Origin of the sequence: Sporosarcina sp. PTS2304, assembly GCF_003351785.1 — a bacterium.
GTDB lineage: Bacteria > Bacillota > Bacilli > Bacillales_A > Planococcaceae > Sporosarcina.
In genome coordinates this window covers 3,032,237-3,053,235 of the sequence record NZ_CP031230.1, presented here as the reverse complement: position 1 = coordinate 3,053,235, position 20,999 = coordinate 3,032,237, and the positions used below count along the sequence as shown (strand labels likewise).

Here is a 20,999-nt window from a genome sequence, read left to right as displayed (position 1 = left end):
GTCAATATTCCCCGGGAAATATTCCTTCCATCGACAAGATAGTTCCATGCTATACTATTACCCGACAGGAATGGAGGATGAACGATGAAAGTATGGATGTACCCACTCCTCATCGTTATAGGTGCTGCGAGCTATGGTATTTTATCAACTATTATAAAGTTAGCGATTACAGACGGATTTACAGCATCCGAAGCTGTAACGAGTCAATATTATACAGGTTTTCTTTTAGCTCTACTCATTTATGTCATCGTACATCGCGGAGTACCTAAATTTAAGGGCAGCTTTCCTGTAATGATGGCAGGACTATTCACTGCGATTACAGGAACAGTATACGGCAAATCAGTCGAATATATGCCTGCTTCATTAGCAGTTGTCTTACTTTTTCAATTTACTTGGATTGGTATGTTGTATGAGTGTGTAGCGACTCGTCGTTTGCCGAAGAAGTCGGAGGTCGTGTCTTTACTGTTTTTATTTGGCGGCACTATTTTGGCAGCCGGCTTAATCGACGCGGATATTAGTGGGATTCCTTGGCAAGGATGGGCGTGGGGAATAGCGGCAGCATTCAGTTTTGCGGCTTTCGTCATGGCCAATCAAAAGCCGGTAGCGGGCATGAGCGTTGTTACTAGATTATTGCTTATGTCTTTTTATGCTTCTATTGTCATTACATTTTTGCAATCTCCCGAAATCGTCTGGAACGGAAAATTAGGCGAGGGATTATGGTGGTACGGGTTAATTCTCGGAGTGTTCGGCATTGTCCTACCGATTTTCCTGTTTTCTGTAGGAGTTCCAAAAGTAGGGGCGGGGATTTCGTCTATTTTAAGCGCGGTAGAACTTCCTGTAGCGATTATGGCATCGATGCTGTTGCTTGGCGAGCATCTGACTGGATTACAATTCGTTGGTATTTTCTTAGTGTTATTCGGCATGACATTACCTGCGATGCTAAACCGATTTGCATGGAAAACGAAACAACGGTTGAGGAAAGACAAGAGCTAAATTTCCTGTAGTATCGAATGAAGAATATCCTTTTCACCATTCTTAACTATTCGCACCTCTTTTGTACCTTTTCTTACACTAGCCATATCACAAGATTGTCTGACGAATCGTTACACATTCAGACAAAAAAAAGAGCGCTACACTGCACGCTCTTTCGTTACATAAGATGAAGGGAGATGGCATCCGCTACTTGAGTGACAGCAATCGTTTGTTCTTCGGTGCGGCCGTCTGCGTAGGTGACCGTCACTTTGATGCGTATATCCTCCGCAATTGCACCAGTGCCGTCATGGGGAATGGCAAGTGTATAGTTTTCCTGTTTATCATAAGAAACAGTATAAGATGAACCGATTTCCTTTATCGCTTGAGATGTTTCTGAGTCAGGCGCCGTCGTGATGAAATTGATCTTTTGCGCTACGAGCCAGTCACTGTCCGCACGCTCTTTAGCAGATAATGTAACATCTTCTACAAACTTGCCTTCATTCATAGTAAACATTACTGTATCAATTTGTTCTCCCGTAATCTGCAACGACACATCCGTGAACAGTAAATTCGCTCCGCCCCCACTGATACTTACGAGACCGCCATCCAGTCTATCTGCCGTTGCCAATTCAAATGTGGCTTTTTCTGGTGAGAGATTCGCATGCGATTGGTTTCCCTCGTCATTCGATGCATAGGCCGTAATCGTAAAGTTTGCTGCGTGATCAGGGGTACCAGTGAAATAGAAACCTCCGAATATAATCGACAGCACAACAACAAATGCACAGGCGAATGAAATCCACTGTTTGCGGCGGTGCAGAGCAGGTTTCCGTAACTTATCACGCTCCGCCTTGGCCATTTCCACACCTCGTCTGGATCTTTCATGCAATGTATTTGGAATTTCCAGTTTCTGTAGTTCCTTTTGTATGTTATTGTTCATAACGATCATTCTCCTTACATTGTTTGCGCAGTTTCTGCAGGGAACGGTACAAAATGGATTTTGCAGTTCCAAGCGGCATGTCCAATGCGTCTGCTATTTCCTTAAACGTATATTGCTCGTAAAACTTCAGCAACACGACGCTTTTTTCGACTTCTTCCAATCCTTCCATTAAGTCTTGTAATGTCAAGTGAAGAGGAATGTCTTCACTTTCTGGTGCGATCGTCTCTTCGTATTGCGGTTCCCACTGGATTACTTTTTTATTTCTTCTGACGACATTCGTTGCGCAATTCATCGTAATTTTCAGTAGCCATGTTTTGAAATAAGCCGGTTGTCTCAGTGTATGAATTTTCTTGAATGCTTGATAGGCCACTTCCTGTACAACATCCAGCGCATCGTCCGGGTTTTTCACATATACATATGCCATACGGTAGACATCTGTTTCATATTGCTGAAAAAGTTGAAGAAATGCTTTGTCATCGCCTTTTCGAGCTTTTTTCACTACTGCAATGATTGGAATTCCCCCTTTCTTTTTCGTCTTCTATGTATTAGACAAACTACCACACTAATTAGTCTAATTTTTACCTAAAAAAATAATCGCCCATGAAACGGACGATTATACGTAACGTGCATAAGTCTATTCATTTTAGTTGGTTCCATATTTCTGAAAACACCTGTTCATTCATCTCAAAGTAGACATCTGTCAAGCCGTAGTAAATGTAGCCGCCTTTCAGAACAATAAGTGTCACAGTGGAACCGTCTAGCAGTTGCAACGTCAGTTCCCTGAATTCCTCATCATTTCTTGACATATTCAGAGGATCCGACTGCTGTTTGCGAGGAAAGGGCTTAGTATCTTTCAGTTCTTCCAAAAATGCATTCACTGTCTTTTCATCTGAAATTTTATGGTAGCGATCCATGTCGTGATCCCGCTCACTAAACGTTCTCCATCGCGCTGAAGCTACATTCCCTACCAAATGCAATTTCCCAAAAATATCTTCCCCACTGCGTATCGTAATTCCGTTAAGATGTTCATAAAATTCTGCATAGGGAATATTGTTTTGTTCTTGATAAGCCATGATCCTAAAGTTCTTGTCATATCCTTTTACAGAATAGACATCCATTTCTCCAATTGTGGAAGCGAGCTCTTTAGCAAATTCCTCTTGGGCACTCCATTCATCAATCGTTCCTTTCGTAGTGCCCAGTTTGTCGCCCAGCAACGCTTTTGCCTCTTGCGCACGGATCACCGCACTCGTTTGGGTATAAATTTTCCCGTTGTACACGATTAACCCTACCATGTCAGCAGTAGTTGTCTGTGCAGGTAATTGAATGGCCGGGATCTCCACGCCATCCGTAATTTCTGCAGGATTCTCACTACTCTCTTCTGTACAAGCCGCCAAGACTAGCAGGAGTCCCATGAATAGAATAATGCACACCTTTTTCACAGAATCCCTCCTTTTATAAGAGTAGACGACAGACTATTGTATATGTTACATAGTTTGGTTGGTTTGTGGAAAATCCTTATTCCGTTAACGCGCCCGTTAGCGGTAAATTCATTGACTATGATTTTTTCTTCTTTTATTTCTAAAAAAGAAAAATCCAATCACTGCTAATGCAATGGCAACCCCGCCTATAACCATTGATTGCGTATCAAAGATGACAAAATAAGAATCCTTTAGTTCGTACATGGTTAATCACCACCTAGTTTTAAATAATCTGGCCCGATTGCGGTATGGGCACGATTCTTTTTACACAATTGCGCTCATTTATGGAATTACCAAAGGGGTTCATCTTTTCCACTTAATTTAATTTTAGAAATAATAAACGGAACAAATAGTAGACTTAACCATCCCAAAGTTAATAACCTCTGCGATTCAGCAGAGATGTATTGTCTGTCACCACAATTGGGACAGTCTTTTCCCTTCTTTGAAAATCCAAAAGCGATTATGTCTTTGGCATTCCATTTGTAATTACAGTTAGTGCAACGTGGCATGATTATCTCCTCCTCTTCTTCGTTACCCTATATTCAGAAAATGTACCGATTGCGGTATGGGCACGATTCTTTTTACACAAACGCGCCCGATTTCGGAATGGAACTATCATTATTTCGGATTTATGATTTCAATATTTAATGCTTTTGTAGAAGCAGGTGAAGAAGTGTCTATTCCACCATCTACCCATACTGCAACTTCTTGTCCTTCTTCATAATCTTTGATATCTCCATTTTCATGCAGTGCTACCCAGGTTAAACCTTTTTGATCATCCTCAACCAAGATACTATTTTCAGAGCTATCTATTTCTACAATATTTCCCTTTATATCCATTTCGCCTTTAGCTTCTTCACCTTCGTTACTGCAAGCTACTAAAAGAAAACATAATAGGAATAGAAAAACAAAACTTTTTTTAAAAACAGCGTCATTCCACAGCTTCACGCAATTCACTCCTTTTTTATTCAACCTAAGTACATCAATATGACCCGCCTATAGAATTGCCATAAATCACTTTCACAAACGCGCCCGATTGTGAAAATCTCATTTCAAATATTTTTTCATATATACCTTAGTTTCATCTTGATCTACGAGAATCCACCCTTGTTTATTATAAAACAATACATTTTCAGTGAATAAAACATGAGTAGCCAATTTCATCTCTGTATATCCTTTACTCCTAGTCTCTTGTTCTGCAAATTTCAGCAAAAACTTTCCTAACCCTTTAGCTTGAAAGTCAGGATCTATAGCAATGTTAGCAAGTGATGCATAATCTTCTTCAAATACTAATACTAATCCAGCGATTATTTGATTATTAAACTCAACAATCCAAACCGGAAAAGATGCTATTTCATCCTTATAATTTACATTCATTGGAGGTAGAGTTTTAATATTTATCCTATCCGAATACTTTAAATAAGCTTTATGCATGCATTTCTGAAGTTCACCAGCATCATTTAAATCTGCTTTTCTTATATTCCAACTAATCATTCTTAAAGCTCTCCTTCGACTTACTCATTTCAGAAAACCGTAAAATTTTACGATTTAACACATTCAATTAATACAATCTGGCCCGTTAACGGAACAAGCCCACTTTAAAGTTATTGTAACATATTTTATGAATTAACAGACGATTTTATTGGAGTGCAATCTGGAATGGATGGAGTTTGAGTGCTAGTCAAGCATGACTGGAAAGAGAATATCCCCTTTGAAACGAGCGATGGAGAAAAAGGAGATTGTAACTGATAACCCAAAAACTATTATGGATGTACCGTGAAGAGAGAATAGCCCTGGGAAAGTAAACAGTCGATTCGCTGCTTTTGCGAAGGATTATAATCTTAAAGTGAGATCATGTATTGCGGGGCGTCCCCTTACAAAGGGAAAAGTAGAAATACAAATGAAGTTTATAGATGAGATTCATGCTTATCAAGGTCAATTGTCCTTATTAGAATATCAAAAACGCTAATGACTAACATAATCCAAACAATAGGGTTAAATAACGATATGCCTACTTGTGAAATCCCACCAAGTAAAGTAAAACAACGAGTAACATCAGGAGATAAGAAGCAAGTGCAAATTGGCTCCAGAAACTCGACTTTGGAGACTCATCTACTTGAATACGACAACTGAAGAATCCTACAAGTAAAATCACTAGTAAAAGTTTCATAGGTACTAGTTATGTTATGTACAAAAATTGGTACACATTCCGATCATTATCCGGACAACTTTTCAAAAGTGAGCTATTTATTCAACTAATCCAAAAACTATTGACTGTGACGCAGTGGTCCACATAATAATCGTAAACGATATAATTAGCCAGACAGTGTTGACAGCCGTTTTTTCTTCATGTTTTACCTTTTTTACTATAGAAACTAAATTCAAACAAAACACAATACACCAGACGGGCATTAGGAGCCATCCTAAACCCAGAATGAATTGGGTTGCGTACATGCACTCACTAATTTATATAAAAAGAAGGCTAATCTAGCAAATCAGATCAACCTTCTCTCATTCAGTCTTTTTAGTAAAAATTAGCGATACTCGACCACGATTGCGTTTTCGTGCAGCAAGTTTATGTTGAAATTCTGCCGAATAATTTTCGTGATTGTTCATTTGTACAAATAGCACGTGTAGCATCTTGGCTACGTCTAATTGGCGATGTTTATTGGCTGATCTTAATACAGCTGATACTACTTTTTGTGCATCCGTTCTATTGAAAAATGGTGCTGTATCTTGCACCGTTTTCAATACTTGTAAAGATAATTCTGCCGTTTGTTGACGATAAGTTGTCGTGGCTTTTAACGACTGTTTTTCTCTTAACAGCTCTTGTTCAAGCTGATATACTGTTACCATGCAAAACACCACCTTTCTTGATTACTTTTATTATATACCCTTTTGTTCAAAAATGTGAACTAATTGATAGTAATTGAGAGTATAAAATATTTTGTGTAAATGAAAAATTCCATGTAAAAAGGAAGACCTTTTCTTGATAGAATTAAGTCACCACAACCAATCCTAGAAAAGAGGTCTTCCCTATGAATCAGTTTACAACAGAAATTATCGATGCACTAGTAAAAAAACAAGATATTACCGAGGTTTTTCGTTCGCACTTGGAAATGGCGATCAACTCGCTACTTGTGACAGAGTTAACGGAATTTCTAGATTATGAAAAATATGACCGTATGGGCTTTAATTCAGGCAACTCACGCAATGGGTCTTATTCGCGTACGCTTCACAAGGAGTACGGCGATTTAGCCATTCAAATTCCACGTGATCGCAATGGTGAGTTCAAACAACAGACCGTAGCTCCGTATAAGCGTTCGAATGATACGCTTGAAGATACGGTGATTCACCTGTTTAAAAAAGGCATTACGATGGCTGAAATTGCCCAGTTAATCGAAAAAATGTATGGCCATCACTATACGCCTCAAACGATTTCGAATATGACAAAAGCGGTTTCAGAAACAGTCGATGCATTCAACAACCGTTCGTTGCATAATCGTTACGTATGCGTGTATTTAGATGCGACGTATATTGCCATGCGTCGTGATACGGTGTCTAAAGAAGCCGTCTATATCGCTGTTGGTATTCGGGAAGACGGCTCTAAAGAGGTACTCGCTTACACGATTGCCCCAACCGAGTCTGCTTACAACTGGCAAGAGCTACTAGAAGAGCTGAAAGACCGTGGTGTAGAAGACGTCTTATTATTCGTATCAGACGGCTTAAAAGGCATGGCAGAAGCTGTTTTCACTGTGTTTCCAAAAGCAAAATATCAAGTCTGTTTAGTTCATGTTGGTCGCAATATTATGCATAAAGTACGCGTAGAGGATCGCAAGGAAGTCTGCGAAGATTTTAAAACGATTCACCAGGCAAAGGACGCCAAAGCAGCTGAGCTAGCACTTAGGCAGTTCTGCGAGAAATGGAGAAAATCGTACAAAAAAGTTACACAAGGCTTACTAAATAACTCGTATTTACTGACGTTTTATCAGTTTCCAAAAGCAATTTGGCGAAGCATCTACTCGACCAATTTAATTGAGTCGTTCAATAAGCAAATCAAAAAATATACAAAGCGCAAGGAACAGTTCCCAAATGAAGAATCACTAGAACGCTTTTTAGTGACGCAGTTCGAGGACTACAATCTACGTTTCGCCTCACGTTGCCACATCGGCTTCAATCAGGCACGTGCAGAGTTGGAAGAGATGTTTGAGCAGCTACATGAACCGACAACCTAACCGGGACGTGCCAGCGCGAAATTTGGGTGTCTAGGAAAGGGCTAGCCCTTTCCTAGACACCCAAATCAACACTTCGAACAAATCTATTTGAATACGAAGGTGATCATCTACCTTGAGAGGTTGAAAAGTCATTTACACAAAATTATTGACAGTACCTAGTAATTCAAATTAGGATCATTTGGGTTTAATAAATAATCCTTATACTCCTCCACTATTTCCATAAGTTCATCTTTATTGCAAACTACTAATAAGTCCGTATCTCGTAAGTCTTGCAAATCCTTTTCACGCTTTCAAATAAATCAATGAGTGAATTATACACAATATGCTTAATCAACAGGTATATGAATGACGTTTTCTTTAGCAGCTCGCCAATCTATTCGACGTAATGAAGCGATCAGAATAAGTAAAGCAATATCTATTAGTACGACTAGCACGCTTACTGTACTATACAAAATCGTCCAATAATCTCCTCCGATGTTCAGCGAGAACGCTGTCACGAGTAACATCAGAAAGTGAATTCCCATATACCACATATATGTCAACTGAACTCTGCTTCGTACACGCGCAAAACCTACTTGTTGAATTGCGGTCTTCCATGTAGCAAAAAGATAATACACAACGATTATTTTCCAGACGAACAATCCTTCCGCATACAACATCCAGCCGCCACTGGAAACTTCCGATAAATTTACAAATACACCAGGTACCGAGATCAACACACCTATGAATGCTACAAGTTCGACTTTTTTCGTTTCATGAATTTGTTGAGACATGATTCTTGCGCCCGAATAAATCATATAATAACCAATTGGCGCTGCCAGTAAATCAATGTACACATGGACACGAAAAAACACAAATACATATCCCCAAAACAGTAAACGGAATGCTTTATTCATTCGCGTCTGCCTCCGTTCTCTGCTTAATCAGTCGCTCCACTTGCTGTTTGTTGATCGATGGTTCGAATTGCACATAGCCTTCCTTCGCAGTGAAAGGAGCGCCCGCTTTCGTTGTACCTTTTATTTCAATAGCTATCATAAGTACAGCATGTAAAGAAGGTTCAGCATAACTTTTAACAGTTAGATAGTCCCCTTTATCCAAAACAAGTGGAAGCTCTACGTCACGACGATCGATTCCTTTCGTCTGATTCCACTCTTCATTACTCGACAGTACTTTGTTAGACTTCTCTTTGTTTAGTGAAGCGCTAGACAATTTAATCATCAAGCGCTCATCCAGCAACTCATCAAATGAGGTGTTTACAGAATCGATCACTAACTCTTCATCTACAGTGAGGCGAGATTCCGTATGATTTCCTCCAGAAACGGAGCTAGTCGTAAACGGTCTATATTCTTCCCGTAACGGATGGAATACTATTTGCCCTATCGGATAAATCGTTTCGCTTTGCTCGGAAAAATACACATTCATTTTATCAAAACGTACTGGTTCCGTTAAAGTGTCCACTGCTTCTTCGTCGAACCGAATCATTACTCTTTTCAAAGAATAGCGTCCAAATTGCTCTATCGTTTCAATCCCATTATGCTCACCAAAACGATCAGGGTATCCACGAATATCGCCTACTTCCACTACTTGAATAAACGAAGAATCTTCTTTATTTGTTAGAAAATAAAATGGAGTATACTGTTCCTCCGATAAGTGGTAATCAATGTAATGGTTCAAAAAAACTGGCTGATCAAGCTTTTGACTATAAGCGTACATATAATTACTAATCCAAACGATGCCGATGATTAGCATGATTCCCCAGAAAGGTTGCACTTTCATATAGTCAGCTCCTTATAGAGAATGTAAAAACGCTGTTAAATCACGTTGGTTCTCCGGTGTTACACCATGTCCATCCGGATACGTGTTAAATGTGACATTCGCCCCTAATGATTCAAAGTACTCTTTACTTTCTACTCCAGATTGAGGAGAAATCACATAATCGTAGTCACCGTGTGATATGAAAACATGTTGGTTCTCTACCGATTGCTTTGCATATTCATTCTTGACGAATTCTGGTACATAACCACTTAATGCCACAACACCTTGAAGTGAGGGAATCAGAGTCAGTCCTAGCGCCTGAGCAAGTACAGCTCCTTGGCTAAAACCGATAACTATTAAGCGTTCTGAATCCAAGTTATATTCTTGAATTGCTTCTCGGATAAATGACTGAATATAAACGAGAACTTTATCAAATACTTGACGTTCCGGCTTGCCTTCTTCTTCTATCGTGAAGAACGCATAACCAGGTGCTTGGACAACCGGCCCGCGCAAACTGAATATGTGATGACTTTCTGTAAAGTCTTGAACTAATTGTGGTAAATCTCCTTCATGACTCCCCATTCCATGAAGTAAAAATAACGCTGGTTGCTTTCCAGTCTCTTTCGTTGGTGCAGAGTGTGTAAATGTAAATGGTGATTGCATAACTCTTCTCCCCTTTTCTGTTCTATATTTCTAATAGTAAGCTTGTTGATTAACAGTATTATATATAATTCTCTCGTTCATTTAGTGTAAAACGATTTTAACTATGGCCGTTGGATGGGGTGAAAGACTACGTGGGCTTGTCTGCTACTTCATGTTCGTTTATTAGATGGAGTAAGGCTGACTTAAAGTGTCTTACGGCTTGCGCTGGAGGGCGTTACGCTTTCCGGTGGGGACGCGGTGGACCTCGCAAAAGTGCATTGCGAATTACACCTGTCACCCTTGATCCTCCCGGAGTCGATCGTCTTCCAGCTCCAGTCGAACTTAGTGTGTGCAAGACAGGTTGATCACTCTTTGTAGGTAGTGAAGACTACGTGGGCTTGTCAGGTACTTTATACTCGTTTTTTAGATGGAGAAAGGCTAACTTAGAATGTCATGCGGCTTGCGCTTCCAGACGATACGCTTTCCGGAGGGGGCGCGGTGGACCTCGCAAAAGTGCGTTGCGAGTTACACCTGTCACCCTGATCCTCCCGGAGTCGATCGTCTTCCAGCTTCAGCCGTACTTAGTGTGTGCAAGACAGTTTGATCACTCTTTGTAGGTGGTGAAAGACCCACTAATTAGACTTGTCTAATACAATGCGACCGTTTTTGAAGTTAAAAAGCGGTGACGTGTTGCTAGCTACTATGACTGTTTCGACGAACTGAGTGGAAACAGCTATGACTCTATATGCATTCACTCAGGCAATCCAAAGCTTCACCCACACTGTTCAGGAAGCGGAACATACCATACTTAATTTCTGGACGAACACCAACTGACTTACGAATACAAAGTCAAGGATTCTCCCGGAAGAACCGGCGACTCCTGGAGGATCAGCAAGAGCCGTTGCGAAGGACGGCTTTTGCGAGTGAAGCGCAGCGAGAAGGAGCACATCTTTGCATTTGACAGGCGTAATCGCCAAAGAACTTCTGGCGAGTCCGCCGCGTGCCCTCAGGAAAGCGTCCGGTTCTGTAGGGAGAATCCTAACACGTATACTCTTTTTCTGCACCACCAAAGAAGAAGTCACTTCCCCTGCTCCAATTTCTGGACGAACAATAACTGACTTGCCGACAAAACCTCAAGGATTCTCCCGGAAGAACCGGCGACTCCTGGAGGATCAGGGTGACAGGCGTAATCGCCAACGCACTTCTGGCGAGTCCGCCGCGCCCCCTCAGGAAAGCGTCCGGTTCTGTAGGGAGAATCCTAACACGTACACCCATTTTCTGCACCGCACTGGAGCCACTCTAGCTTCTGGACGAACACAACCTCTACAACTACTTGTCAAAAGCACCTCACTTCCAAATGCCAATTCCTTTCTTTGGATAATCAATAAGCTTGTTTCTATAGTTTACCATAGAAAAAAACGCCTGCCACATGAAGTAGCAGACGTCTGTCGATCGATTATTACTTTTCTGGTTTAGCTAATACTTCTTCCCAATTGATCGTACCATCTTTTACTTGATCACGACGTTCTTTCGTCATCGTATCATTCGGACGACCGCCATTTGGCCAGTCTTTGTCATGGTTTTTCCACTCCGGACGATCTTTTGATAGGATATACGCAGCCAAGTCACTAGCTTCCTGATCATCAATCGTACCTTCTTGACCTACAGGCATGTTGTTTTGAATATATCCTGCCATTTTCGTCATACGAGCGATTCCTGCACCATCATTAAATGATCCTTCGCCCCATAGTTTAGGCCCGGTATTTGCACCTATACCTTCTCCATTTTCACCGTGACAAGCAATACATGACTGTTGGTACAACTCTTCCCCATTGCCTACATTCGGAACTGGAAGATCGTCAATAGAGTTCTTATGGCGCCAATCCAACTCAGCACCTACTGGAATCCCTTTCGAAATGTATGTCAAGTACGCTACCATTGCATCTAAATCTTCATCATCATCTGCGAACTTCTGACCGTCCATACTTCTGACCATACAACCGTTAATACGCTCTTCCAATGTGACCATTTGTCCTGATCTGCCAATATACATTGGATACACTGCAGACATACCAACCATAGAAGATACGCCTTCGTCAGTTCCAGCACCTGCGTGACAGCTTGTACAAGACAATTCATTCACACGTGCAATACCGTCTTCTACAGAGGCGGCCTCAGAACGTAATACGTTAGATGTGTCATCGAATAAAGCGAATCCTCGTTTAATCGCTTCCCCTTCAGGCCCATCTGGCACATCGTCCATAGATGGCGGGTTGTGTTGAATACTAGCTACTTCTTCTTTCGGTGCTTCTACTTCAGGAGTTTCTGATGCTTGATCTTTATTGACGCGAATCTGATTGCCCATAAACCCTATGACGACCAAACAGACCACGACGATAAAGCCTAAGACTAATGTCGTTGTTCGTTTCATGTGTACTCCTCCTTTTTTCTAAAGTTGTATATATAGTTCACACTTCTAACTTACCATAAAGGCTGTTGGCAGTCTATCCAATTTTTTACTCAAAATTGGCAATATCTACGCTAAACACACTCGTATAAGTATTCCACAACCCGAAAAGACTATGTGACAAAAAAACAAACAATGACTCATAGTCAGAGTTAAGTAATTTATCGCACGTTTGGGTTTTGTTGTTACTCTCATATACCCTATTTCTGTAAGTAGTAAGCTTGCACAGGTGACAGAGTTTTACGAGAAATCAAGCAGATGGTAGACTACAATATCATTCACTTGCCTAGCAAAAAAACCACTGAAACTAGTGCACTCTTCGCAAGAGTTGACTAGTATCAATGGTTTTTGTAACTATTCAATTGTCGGCATAGCTATCCAATCTAACAGAATATTCCTCACTCTACTATATAACCATCTCGCATCGTAATAATCCGATCAGCATATGGTAGCATTTCCTCATCATGCGTGACCATTAATGTCGTTAACTTCAATGTTTTTGTAAGTTCCTGAAGTAATTCCATCACACCTTTTGAACGCTTTGTATCTAAACTAGCGGTCGGTTCATCTGCAAAAAGGATTTTCGGACGGTGAATGATCGCTCGTGCAATCGCAACTCGTTGGCGTTCTCCCCCTGAAAGAGAAGAAGGATACGCATCTTTCCGATGATACATATCAACTAGCTTCAATATTTCTTCTATATCTTTCGACTGTGATTTTTTAGTGCTTTTCGTCTCTGACACATCAAGCATTAACTGCAATTGTTCTTTTACCGTTAGAAAAGGTACTAGATGAGATGACTGGAAAACGAAGCCAAAGTCCGTCGCACGTATTTGACGAATTTCTTCTTGGCTCATTTTCGTCATGTCCTTCCCTTCAAATAAAATCTCTCCACCTGATGCTCTTTGTAATCCTGCAGCAATTGTTAAAATGGTCGACTTGCCTGAACCTGAAGGACCGACAAGTGCAGTGATTTCTCCTTCTTTCAACGATAAATTGACACCTTTTAATATTTCCTCTTCAATTTCTCCGTTTGTGAACACCTTTTTCACTTCATCAATAGTAAAGGTAGACATATTACATCTCTCCTTGTTGAATCGCTTGAAGCGGTTCTATTTTTTTGATCTGGAAACCTGAAATAGTGGCACCGACGAACCCGACAACTAGGAAAACACCTGACAACAGTAAGACTGTATCCATCGTTAAGTGGAACGGCATTCCTTCTGGCGCGATGAAATTGAAACCTTGGCTCAATGCAATAGATAAAGCTAAAGAAATAATCGTAATGACCATCATCTGATACCAAATCATTTTAAATAACGATAATGTTTTCATACCAATTGCTTTCAAAATTCCGTACAGACCGATTTTTTGGACATTCATCATGTAGAAGAATATAGCAAACAACATGCCGCTAATGACTACCAAGAACCAAACGATCATATTCAATGACAATTGTTCCGCACTATAGCTAGGAATTGTATTGAGAAACTCTTTGTTTGAAAACGAATCAAGCGCACTCAACGTCGGTGTGTCTTTACCTGGAATAAAAATCGTCTGCATTTCCATAACACGATAAATTTCTTGATAGTTCGTCGTATTGATAAACGCGACAGGAGCATGACTATACTTTTGCTGATCCACAAATCCTTTCACAACGAATTCACCACTGAATTGGTTATTCGTCAATACATCGCCTACCTCAAGACCTTCGTCTTGTAGTGAACTATCTAAAACAATTTCGCCTTTTTCTACTACTGGAAATAGATCCGACTCTGTAGACGCAACAAATGCAATACTATGTTGTTTGTCTTCCGCGTCATTCACGAACCCCATCTGAATAGAAAATGCTGTAGCGTCTGGGTTGTCTATAAGTATTTGTTTTTGCACGTCTTCATCTAATTTCGATAAATTATACTTTTCATTGGCACTTTTATCTAAATAAAATTGTCCTTGCGGTAAATCTTTTATAAGCGCTGCATTGTCTTGAGAAAGCCCGTTTGCAAGACCTGAAATGATAAACGTTAGAAAGCTAACTAGAAATATAATTGAGCCTAGTATGAGGAATTTCGCTTTGCTTTTTTTCATTTCTTTCCATGCGATTTTCATCTGTATCGCCTCCGTGTGTTTTCTTTATGTTTTTAGTTTACCTCGTGAAGATTAACGGAGGATGAACAGGGTATTACAAGTGATGAAGTTATGTTTTACATACGAAGATTATTTACGTTTAAGACCATGAAGGGGTGATGGAATGATTCGGTTTGAGGAAGTTTCAAAAAGTTATGATATGTCTCGTATTGTCGTTGAATCAGTAGATTTAGAAATAAAACGAGGGGAATTTCTTGTATTGGTAGGACCGAGTGGATGTGGAAAAACAACAACACTGAAAATGATCAATCGCTTAATTCCGTTAACGAAAGGGACCATTTGGTTAGATGGAAAACGAATAAGCGATTATCCAATCGACAAACTTCGTTGGCAAATCGGCTATGTCTTGCAACAAATCGCATTATTTCCCCATATGACGATTGAAGAGAACATTGCGGTCGTGCCAGAACTTGTCGGATGGAAGAAAAAACGAATACGCGAACGGGTAACAGAATTACTCGAACTGGTCGGTCTCGATCCCGCCGTCTACCGCCACCGCAAACCACATGAATTGTCAGGTGGGCAACAACAACGGGTAGGTGTTGTACGCGCACTGGCTGCTGATCCAGAAATTTTATTGATGGACGAACCATTCAGCGCACTCGATCCGATTAGTCGAGTAAAACTGCAAGATGATCTATTGGAATTGCAACGACGCATTCAAAAAACGATCGTCTTCGTAACACATGATTTACAAGAAGCTTTCAAACTAGGAGATCGCGTCTGCATTATGAATGAAGGAAAAATAGAACAAGTAGCTACTCCACAAGAGATCTTGACACGTCCCGCTTCCGAGTTCGTCCAGGAGTTCACAGCTAGCGCACTGGCACGCACCTTCTCTATTGAAGATCATTTAGAACCTGTCCCTGAAGGAGAACTGCCTTCTTTCGCAATTTCTATTGATAGTGGTTGGGGACCACTCGTTCAATTATTAGCTACTTCCGATAAAGTAGCCGTCAAAAAAGAAGATAATGTCGTAGGATTCGTTACGCGGGAAGGCATTTTACGCTTTTTAGCAGAACAGTCACTGGAAGGGACGGTGCGCAATGAATAATTTTATAAATGTTTTTCAAGATCGTCGCGGCCAGTTGCTTAGCGCTTTATTTGAACATATCCAGATTTCATTGATCGCTCTATTATTTGCGGTACTTATTGCCATTCCATTAGGGATTTATCTAACCAATCGGCGCAAAATAGCGGAATCTGTCATTGGAGCTAGCGCTGTACTGCAAACAATCCCTTCTTTAGCATTACTCGGCTTGCTAATTCCTTTATTTGGAATTGGAAAGGTGCCTGCTATTATTGCACTGGTCGCTTATGCACTACTACCAATTTTGCGCAACACATACACCGGCATCAAAGAAGTCGATCCTTCTTTAAAAGAAGCAGCTACCGCCATGGGGATGAATACGTGGAAACGTTTAGTTAAAGTGGAATTGCCACTAGCGATGCCTGTCATGATGGCTGGGATCCGAACTTCCATGGTTCTTATTATCGGAACGGCTACACTTGCCGCATTAATCGGTGCAGGTGGGCTAGGAGATTTAATCTTACTCGGAATTGACCGCAATAATCCTTCACTTATTGTATTAGGTGCCATTCCAGCTGCCTTACTGGCCTTATTCTTTGACTTTTTATTGAAACTATTTGAAGGTCTCTCTTTTAGAAAAGCGATTACTGCCTTCACTATTTTTGTCATTGCCGCTATTTTAATGATTGCCGCCCCATTACTTGGTGCTCAGTCCAAAGACCGTCTAGTAATCGGTGCAAAACTAGGAGCAGAGCCAGAAATTCTTATCAATATGTATAAATTATTAATCGAAGACCAAACCGATATGACAGTCGAATTAAAACCGGGACTTGGTAAAACTTCATTTGTATTCAATGCCTTGCAGTCAGGAAGCATTGACTTGTATCCAGAGTTCACAGGAACAGCAATCTCAGAGTTTCTAAAAGAAGAAGCCGTCAGCAATGACCGCGAAGAAGTATATGAACAAGCGAGAAAAGGATTAGATGAAACATTCGATCTAGCCTTGTTATCCCCTATGTCTTTCAACAACACATACACTCTCGCCGTCTCTAAACCATTCCAAGAAAAGTACGGATTGAAGACGATATCAGATCTCGCATCGGTAGTTCAAGCAGTCAAAGCAGGATTTACTCTAGAATTTAACGACCGTGAAGATGGATACCTCGGCATCCAAAAACTTTACGATATCACTCTTCCCTCCGTCAAAACGATGGAACCGAAATTACGCTACCAAGCAATCGAATCCGGCGAAATTAACTTAATGGACGCCTACTCAACAGACAGCGAACTACGAGAATACGACATGACCGTACTAGAAGACGATAAAGAGCTATTCCCGCCATACCAAGGAGCTCCCCTAGTACGCAAAGAAACGTTGGAGAAATATCCCGAACTAACAAAAGCACTCAACTCCCTAGCTGGGTTAGTAACAGACGCAGAAATGCGCGAAATGAACTATCAAGTAAATGCAGAAGGTGAAAAAGCAGAAGCAGTAGCAGAAGCTTTCTTACGAGAGCAAAACTTATTGAAGTAACATTGCGTAGAACATCTTCGAAGCTAACAAAATTATTTGGAAGACTATGATTTTCATCACTCCATCGGAACGAGGCAATGAAAAACCTATCGTTTTTCATTGCCTGGTTTTATTATGCACATTTAACATAGCTACATTCCACTAGAGAAAACAACATTTCCTACGCACCCCCTCTTCACTCATACGTTGAAATCAAACTATCTAGAAACGACAAGTCAATGGTTGGCAAACCCCTCACACTATCGGAGAACTGTAAAGAGTGAAGTGAAGTGGAAGCCGGCGACTCACGGAGGATCAGGTCGATAGGTGGAACATCCGACGAAGCAACGCGAAGTGGTATGGTCCACCGCGCCCCCTCCTGAACGCGTCCGGCTGTAACGCAACGAAACGACATTCCCTATTTTTCTCCCTCACTCATCCGTTGAATTCCAACGATCTAGAACCCATACCCAAATGGTTGGCAACACCCTCACTCTATTAGGAACAGCAAAGAGTGCAGTGTAGTGGAAGCCGGCGACTCACGGAGGATCAGGTCGACAGGTGGAACATCCGACGAAGCAACGCGAAGTGGTATGGTCCACCGCGACCCCTCCTGAACGCGTCCGGCTGGAACGCAACGTAACGACATTCCCTACGTTTCTCCCTCACTCATCCGTTGAAATCCAACGATCCAGAAACCAAATTCCTATCGTTGGCAGTTCCCCACTAAAGAGAACAACAAATAAACAACTCACTTCCACAAAAAAAGGACCGCCACAGAAAGTCGAATAATACCGACTTTCTGGACAGTCCTAATTATCTATTACACACTTCATTCATTTCATAAGCGCCTGATTAATCCATCCAAGGAACTTCGATCATCGTACGACCGATCCACTCGCGCAATATCTCATTCGTCGGCCCCATAATAGCACCCGCACGTCCATCACGCACAAACTTCTCTACCTGACCCGTCATATACCCACGACCGCCCGACACTTGCAACGCAGCATTCGTCACATCAACAACCATATCTGCCGCATGTGTTTTTAACTGCCATAACGGATACAAACATTCAGATAGCTCTTTTCCTTCTTTATTGCAACGATCCATCGCCTCAGCCGTACGATAAAGTAAACTACGTGCACTATCTACTTTAATCTGCGCCTTAGCCAACTCATGACGGATCACTTGGTAACCTGCCACCGAAGATCCTGTATCCGCATGAACACGCTTTTTCGCACCTTCCGTAGCCATATTCAGAGCACCTTGCGCGATGCCTACCCAACAAGCGGCTGAGCCTAATAAAAATAACGGATCAATGGTGTTATCATTGAAGTAGCCCATGCCACCTTCGCCACCGATACGATTGTTTGTGGATACTAGCACATCTTTGAAATTCATCGGTCCACTCGCATTTCCACGCAATCCCATTGCATCGAACGGGAATGCTTCTACACCTGGTTGGTCGTTATCCACTAATAAGAACATCAAATTATCTACATCTTCTGTTTCAGATGAAGTCGTAGCAACTAAATAGAAGTCTGCTTCCCCACCACTTGTAACGAATGATTTTTCAGCATCCAGTAAATAACCGTTGCCATGACGTTTCGCTTTACTTCCGACATTCCAGAAGTGTCCGCCAGTCGCTCTTTCACTAAATGCCAAACCGCCTACCTGACCAGCACGTAAACGCGGAAGCAAACGCTGACGTTGCTCCTCTGTACCAGCCTCATAAATTGTATGAGCTGTTGTCATATGCATAACCCAACACATAGTCGTGGATGGACAATAGTGCGCAAAACTTTCCGCGAGAACCGCAAACGCTGTAAATCCATCTTTAAGACCACCCGCCTCAACAGGGATGGTGACAGCTGAATAGCCAGCTTTCGCAACTTCACGTAAACTTTCACGAGGATATTTACTCTGTTGATCTGAAATGAGTGCACGAGGAAGTAATTCTTTTTCTCCCAACGCATGTGCAGCTTTCTGTAATTCTTCATGGCCTTCTGGACAAGTCCACCATTCGGGAATTTGCATAATTCCTGTTTGTTGTTTTTCTTTTTCCATTACAGCACTTTTAACCAAAACTACCACTCCATTTTATCGATTTGCCAAGCTTTTTGTAATATAGTAAGCCGGCAGTACTCTTTCTACTCTACCATATTTTATATAATAGTAAAGTTTACTTTTAACATTAATTATTATTTCACTTTATTTTTAAGTTATTTTATATAGATTTTTATAATTAATTTGTACTGTTCAAATGAAATCTCAACCTTTTTTACTCTAGAAGATATACTGCAATCCTTTCATATTCAATATTTTTTGGGCTAAATAATTTCTTCGATATGTCAGACCATTCCGTAAACTGTTATAATTAAAGATACATAAAGGGGGCTTACGTGATGAAAAAGATCGTATACGCACTACTTATAAGTTGTTTATCACTTCTTGGCGCATGTACAGCAACTGACACAAACAAACTTACGATTCCTGAGTTATCAGAACGTGAAACACAAATTCTCGAAACAGCTGCCGATAAAGCATTTGTTTTCGATTTTACAACCGATCAAAACTACACTGAACTTTCCCTCTGGGTAGAAAAATACGAAAAGGGAAAAAAGGTTGAAGATCCTGTCAATGACTTGTCGAGCCCACTACCTGGAGAATCAACAAAAGGCAGTATCGTCTTTACGATCTCACAAACACTAGATCAACAGTTATTACTATCAGCCAGTATTCGTGACGCTGACGGTACAGTACGCATCAACAATCAAGAAAAGCTAGCCTCATTGGATCACATGGCAACGCTTTGGGGAACAACACCACTCGAGGGCGTGACACTGTCAGACAATATGTTGCTGGCCGGAGTCATTTATACGGATACGACTTCAGGAAAACCAACAAGTGGATTTTCACAAGATTTTTACGAACAAAAAGAAAATTACTTAGATGAGTTAAAAGAACATGACGTAGTGTATTTACTACGCGTCTCATTTGAAAAATAAAAAAGAGCGATCCAATGATTCGTTAACGTAAACTAAGCAGAGAAAAACCATTCGTTTTCCTCTGTCTCTTTTATTTTATAGTCGTCTATCGTAAAGATTAATCAGCACCTTTTCTCACTCCTATACTACAGTGAAATAAAAACTTTCATTTCATCCGTCCAATCTCAACTATCTAGAAATAACAATCCAATGATTGAACCTATCTCCTTCTGAAAGCTGAAGAGTATAGTGAAGCGAACTTGAAGTTACAACCTCTCAAAAGAACCAACCAACAAACAATTGGATTCCACAAAAAAAGACCATCACAGAAAATCAGACACTACTGACTTTCTGGACAGCCCACTTCTACGTCTATTCAGCTTTGCAAATACTCCTTTACAGCCTGAGACACAGTTTTTCCTTCAGCGCGTCCCGCCACTTCTTTCATCACAGCACCAATCGCCTGCCCCATTGGCGTATCTTTTGAAACACCTAGGGAAGCAATCAATTCTTTCACTTCGTCCACGTTCATCTGTTTAGGTAAATAGGATTCAACAATGGCAATCTTCGCCTTTTCAGCTTCTACGATATCCTCGCGATCTGCCTTTTGCCCTTCTTCGAGCGATTGCTTCGTCTGCTTCAATTCACGCTGAACGATTTTAATCTCCTCTTCAGGCGTTAACTCGCGCTTCAATTCTAACTCTTCGTTTTGCAGACCTGCGCGCAATAAGTTGATGACGCCTTTCTTCATCGTGTCTTTTTCTTTCATCGCTGTTTTGATATCTGCCATTAAACGGCTTTTCAACTCTGACATTGTAATCCCTCATTTCTA

The 20,999-nt window shown here is 41.0% G+C and carries 21 protein-coding genes; 5 read left to right on the top strand and 16 right to left on the bottom strand.

Annotation, left to right across the window (positions count from 1 at the left end; all coding sequences use genetic code 11):
* Nucleotides 1–84 precede the first annotated feature (84 nt).
* Nucleotides 85–993 carry an EamA family transporter gene (locus DV702_RS14570; RefSeq protein ID WP_114925397.1) on the top strand — a complete coding sequence of 303 codons (909 nt, stop codon included), beginning with the start codon at nt 85–87 and terminating at the stop codon, nt 991–993.
* A gap of 157 nt (nt 994–1,150) precedes the next feature.
* On the opposite strand, the gene DV702_RS14565 is transcribed toward DV702_RS14570, so the two are convergent.
* The 8 genes from DV702_RS14565 to DV702_RS14525 form a co-directional block, all read right to left on the bottom strand.
* On the bottom strand, nt 1,151–1,909 hold the full coding sequence (locus DV702_RS14565; RefSeq protein ID WP_114925396.1) for a hypothetical protein: 759 nt from the start codon (nt 1,907–1,909) through the stop codon (nt 1,151–1,153).
* Nucleotides 1,899–2,333 (bottom strand): RNA polymerase sigma factor, encoded by a 435-nt coding sequence (locus DV702_RS14560; RefSeq protein WP_371682713.1) that lies wholly within the window; start codon nt 2,331–2,333, stop codon nt 1,899–1,901. Before DV702_RS14560 ends, DV702_RS14565 begins: the two co-directional genes overlap by 11 nt.
* A 214-nt stretch (nt 2,334–2,547) precedes the next feature.
* Nucleotides 2,548–3,348, bottom strand: a complete 801-nt coding sequence (locus tag DV702_RS14555) for a hypothetical protein (protein WP_114925394.1) — start codon at nt 3,346–3,348, stop codon at nt 2,548–2,550.
* 108 nt (nt 3,349–3,456) lie between these two features.
* Nucleotides 3,457–3,591 (bottom strand): LPXTG cell wall anchor domain-containing protein, encoded by a 135-nt coding sequence (locus DV702_RS14550; RefSeq protein ID WP_114925393.1) that lies wholly within the window; start codon nt 3,589–3,591, stop codon nt 3,457–3,459.
* An 86-nt stretch (nt 3,592–3,677) separates the two neighbouring features.
* The gene (locus DV702_RS14545; RefSeq protein ID WP_114925392.1) at nt 3,678–3,896 is read right to left on the bottom strand and encodes a TIGR04104 family putative zinc finger protein; all 219 of its coding nucleotides are present in this window, start codon (nt 3,894–3,896) and stop codon (nt 3,678–3,680) included.
* 109 nt (nt 3,897–4,005) lie between these two features.
* Nucleotides 4,006–4,335 (bottom strand): DUF3221 domain-containing protein, encoded by a 330-nt coding sequence (locus DV702_RS14540; RefSeq protein ID WP_114925391.1) that lies wholly within the window; start codon nt 4,333–4,335, stop codon nt 4,006–4,008.
* Between the two features lie 99 nt (nt 4,336–4,434).
* Nucleotides 4,435–4,881: a GNAT family N-acetyltransferase gene (locus DV702_RS14535; protein ID WP_114925390.1), complete on the bottom strand. Its 447-nt coding sequence runs from the start codon at nt 4,879–4,881 to the stop codon at nt 4,435–4,437.
* Nucleotides 4,882–5,898: 1,017 nt separating this feature from the next.
* Entirely contained in the window at nt 5,899–6,243 is a 345-nt protein-coding gene (locus DV702_RS14525; RefSeq protein ID WP_114925389.1) for a hypothetical protein, read from the bottom strand.
* A 182-nt stretch (nt 6,244–6,425) separates the two neighbouring features.
* Here DV702_RS14525 and DV702_RS14520 point away from each other — a divergent pair, with 182 nt between their 5' ends.
* A complete protein-coding gene (locus DV702_RS14520) occupies nt 6,426–7,622 on the top strand; it encodes an IS256 family transposase (protein ID WP_114925388.1) in 1,197 nt (398 codons plus the stop codon).
* A 326-nt stretch (nt 7,623–7,948) separates the two neighbouring features.
* Here the strand turns inward: DV702_RS14520 and DV702_RS14515 are convergent, their stop codons facing one another.
* The 6 genes from DV702_RS14515 to DV702_RS14485 all read right to left on the bottom strand — a co-directional run bounded on the left by DV702_RS14515 (nt 7,949) and on the right by DV702_RS14485 (nt 14,595).
* Nucleotides 7,949–8,518 carry a hypothetical protein gene (locus tag DV702_RS14515; protein WP_114925387.1) on the bottom strand — a complete coding sequence of 190 codons (570 nt, stop codon included), beginning with the start codon at nt 8,516–8,518 and terminating at the stop codon, nt 7,949–7,951.
* Nucleotides 8,511–9,398, bottom strand: coding sequence for a hypothetical protein (locus tag DV702_RS14510; protein WP_114925386.1), 888 nt, complete (start codon nt 9,396–9,398; stop codon nt 8,511–8,513). The genes DV702_RS14515 and DV702_RS14510 overlap by 8 nt, the downstream gene beginning before the upstream one ends.
* Nucleotides 9,399–9,410: 12 nt before the next feature.
* Entirely contained in the window at nt 9,411–10,040 is a 630-nt protein-coding gene (locus DV702_RS14505; RefSeq protein ID WP_114925385.1) for an alpha/beta hydrolase, read from the bottom strand.
* A 1,438-nt stretch (nt 10,041–11,478) separates the two neighbouring features.
* Complete coding sequence (locus DV702_RS17285; RefSeq protein ID WP_114925383.1) at nt 11,479–12,450, bottom strand: c-type cytochrome; 972 nt, start codon at nt 12,448–12,450, stop codon at nt 11,479–11,481.
* Nucleotides 12,451–12,884: 434 nt separating this feature from the next.
* Nucleotides 12,885–13,562, bottom strand: a complete 678-nt coding sequence (locus DV702_RS14490) for an ABC transporter ATP-binding protein (protein WP_114925382.1) — start codon at nt 13,560–13,562, stop codon at nt 12,885–12,887.
* Between the two features lies 1 nt (nt 13,563).
* On the bottom strand, nt 13,564–14,595 hold the full coding sequence (locus tag DV702_RS14485) for an ABC transporter permease (protein WP_114925381.1): 1,032 nt from the start codon (nt 14,593–14,595) through the stop codon (nt 13,564–13,566).
* 142 nt (nt 14,596–14,737) lie between these two features.
* Between DV702_RS14485 and DV702_RS14480 the strand changes: the two genes are divergently transcribed.
* On the top strand, nt 14,738–15,688 hold the full coding sequence (locus DV702_RS14480) for an ABC transporter ATP-binding protein (protein ID WP_114925380.1): 951 nt from the start codon (nt 14,738–14,740) through the stop codon (nt 15,686–15,688).
* Nucleotides 15,681–17,198 carry an ABC transporter permease/substrate-binding protein gene (locus DV702_RS14475; RefSeq protein WP_114925379.1) on the top strand — a complete coding sequence of 506 codons (1,518 nt, stop codon included), beginning with the start codon at nt 15,681–15,683 and terminating at the stop codon, nt 17,196–17,198. Before DV702_RS14480 ends, DV702_RS14475 begins: the two co-directional genes overlap by 8 nt.
* 834 nt (nt 17,199–18,032) lie before the next feature.
* Here the strand turns inward: DV702_RS14475 and DV702_RS14470 are convergent.
* Complete coding sequence (locus DV702_RS14470; RefSeq protein WP_240315635.1) at nt 18,033–19,265, bottom strand: acyl-CoA dehydrogenase family protein; 1,233 nt, start codon at nt 19,263–19,265, stop codon at nt 18,033–18,035.
* A 320-nt stretch (nt 19,266–19,585) separates the two neighbouring features.
* On the opposite strand from DV702_RS14470, the gene DV702_RS14465 reads away from it, so the two are divergent.
* Nucleotides 19,586–20,188 carry a hypothetical protein gene (locus tag DV702_RS14465; protein ID WP_114925378.1) on the top strand — a complete coding sequence of 201 codons (603 nt, stop codon included), beginning with the start codon at nt 19,586–19,588 and terminating at the stop codon, nt 20,186–20,188.
* 355 nt (nt 20,189–20,543) lie between these two features.
* Here DV702_RS14465 and DV702_RS14460 read toward each other — a convergent pair whose 3' ends face one another.
* On the bottom strand, nt 20,544–20,981 hold the full coding sequence (locus DV702_RS14460) for a GatB/YqeY domain-containing protein (protein WP_114925377.1): 438 nt from the start codon (nt 20,979–20,981) through the stop codon (nt 20,544–20,546).
* Nucleotides 20,982–20,999 lie beyond the last annotated feature (18 nt).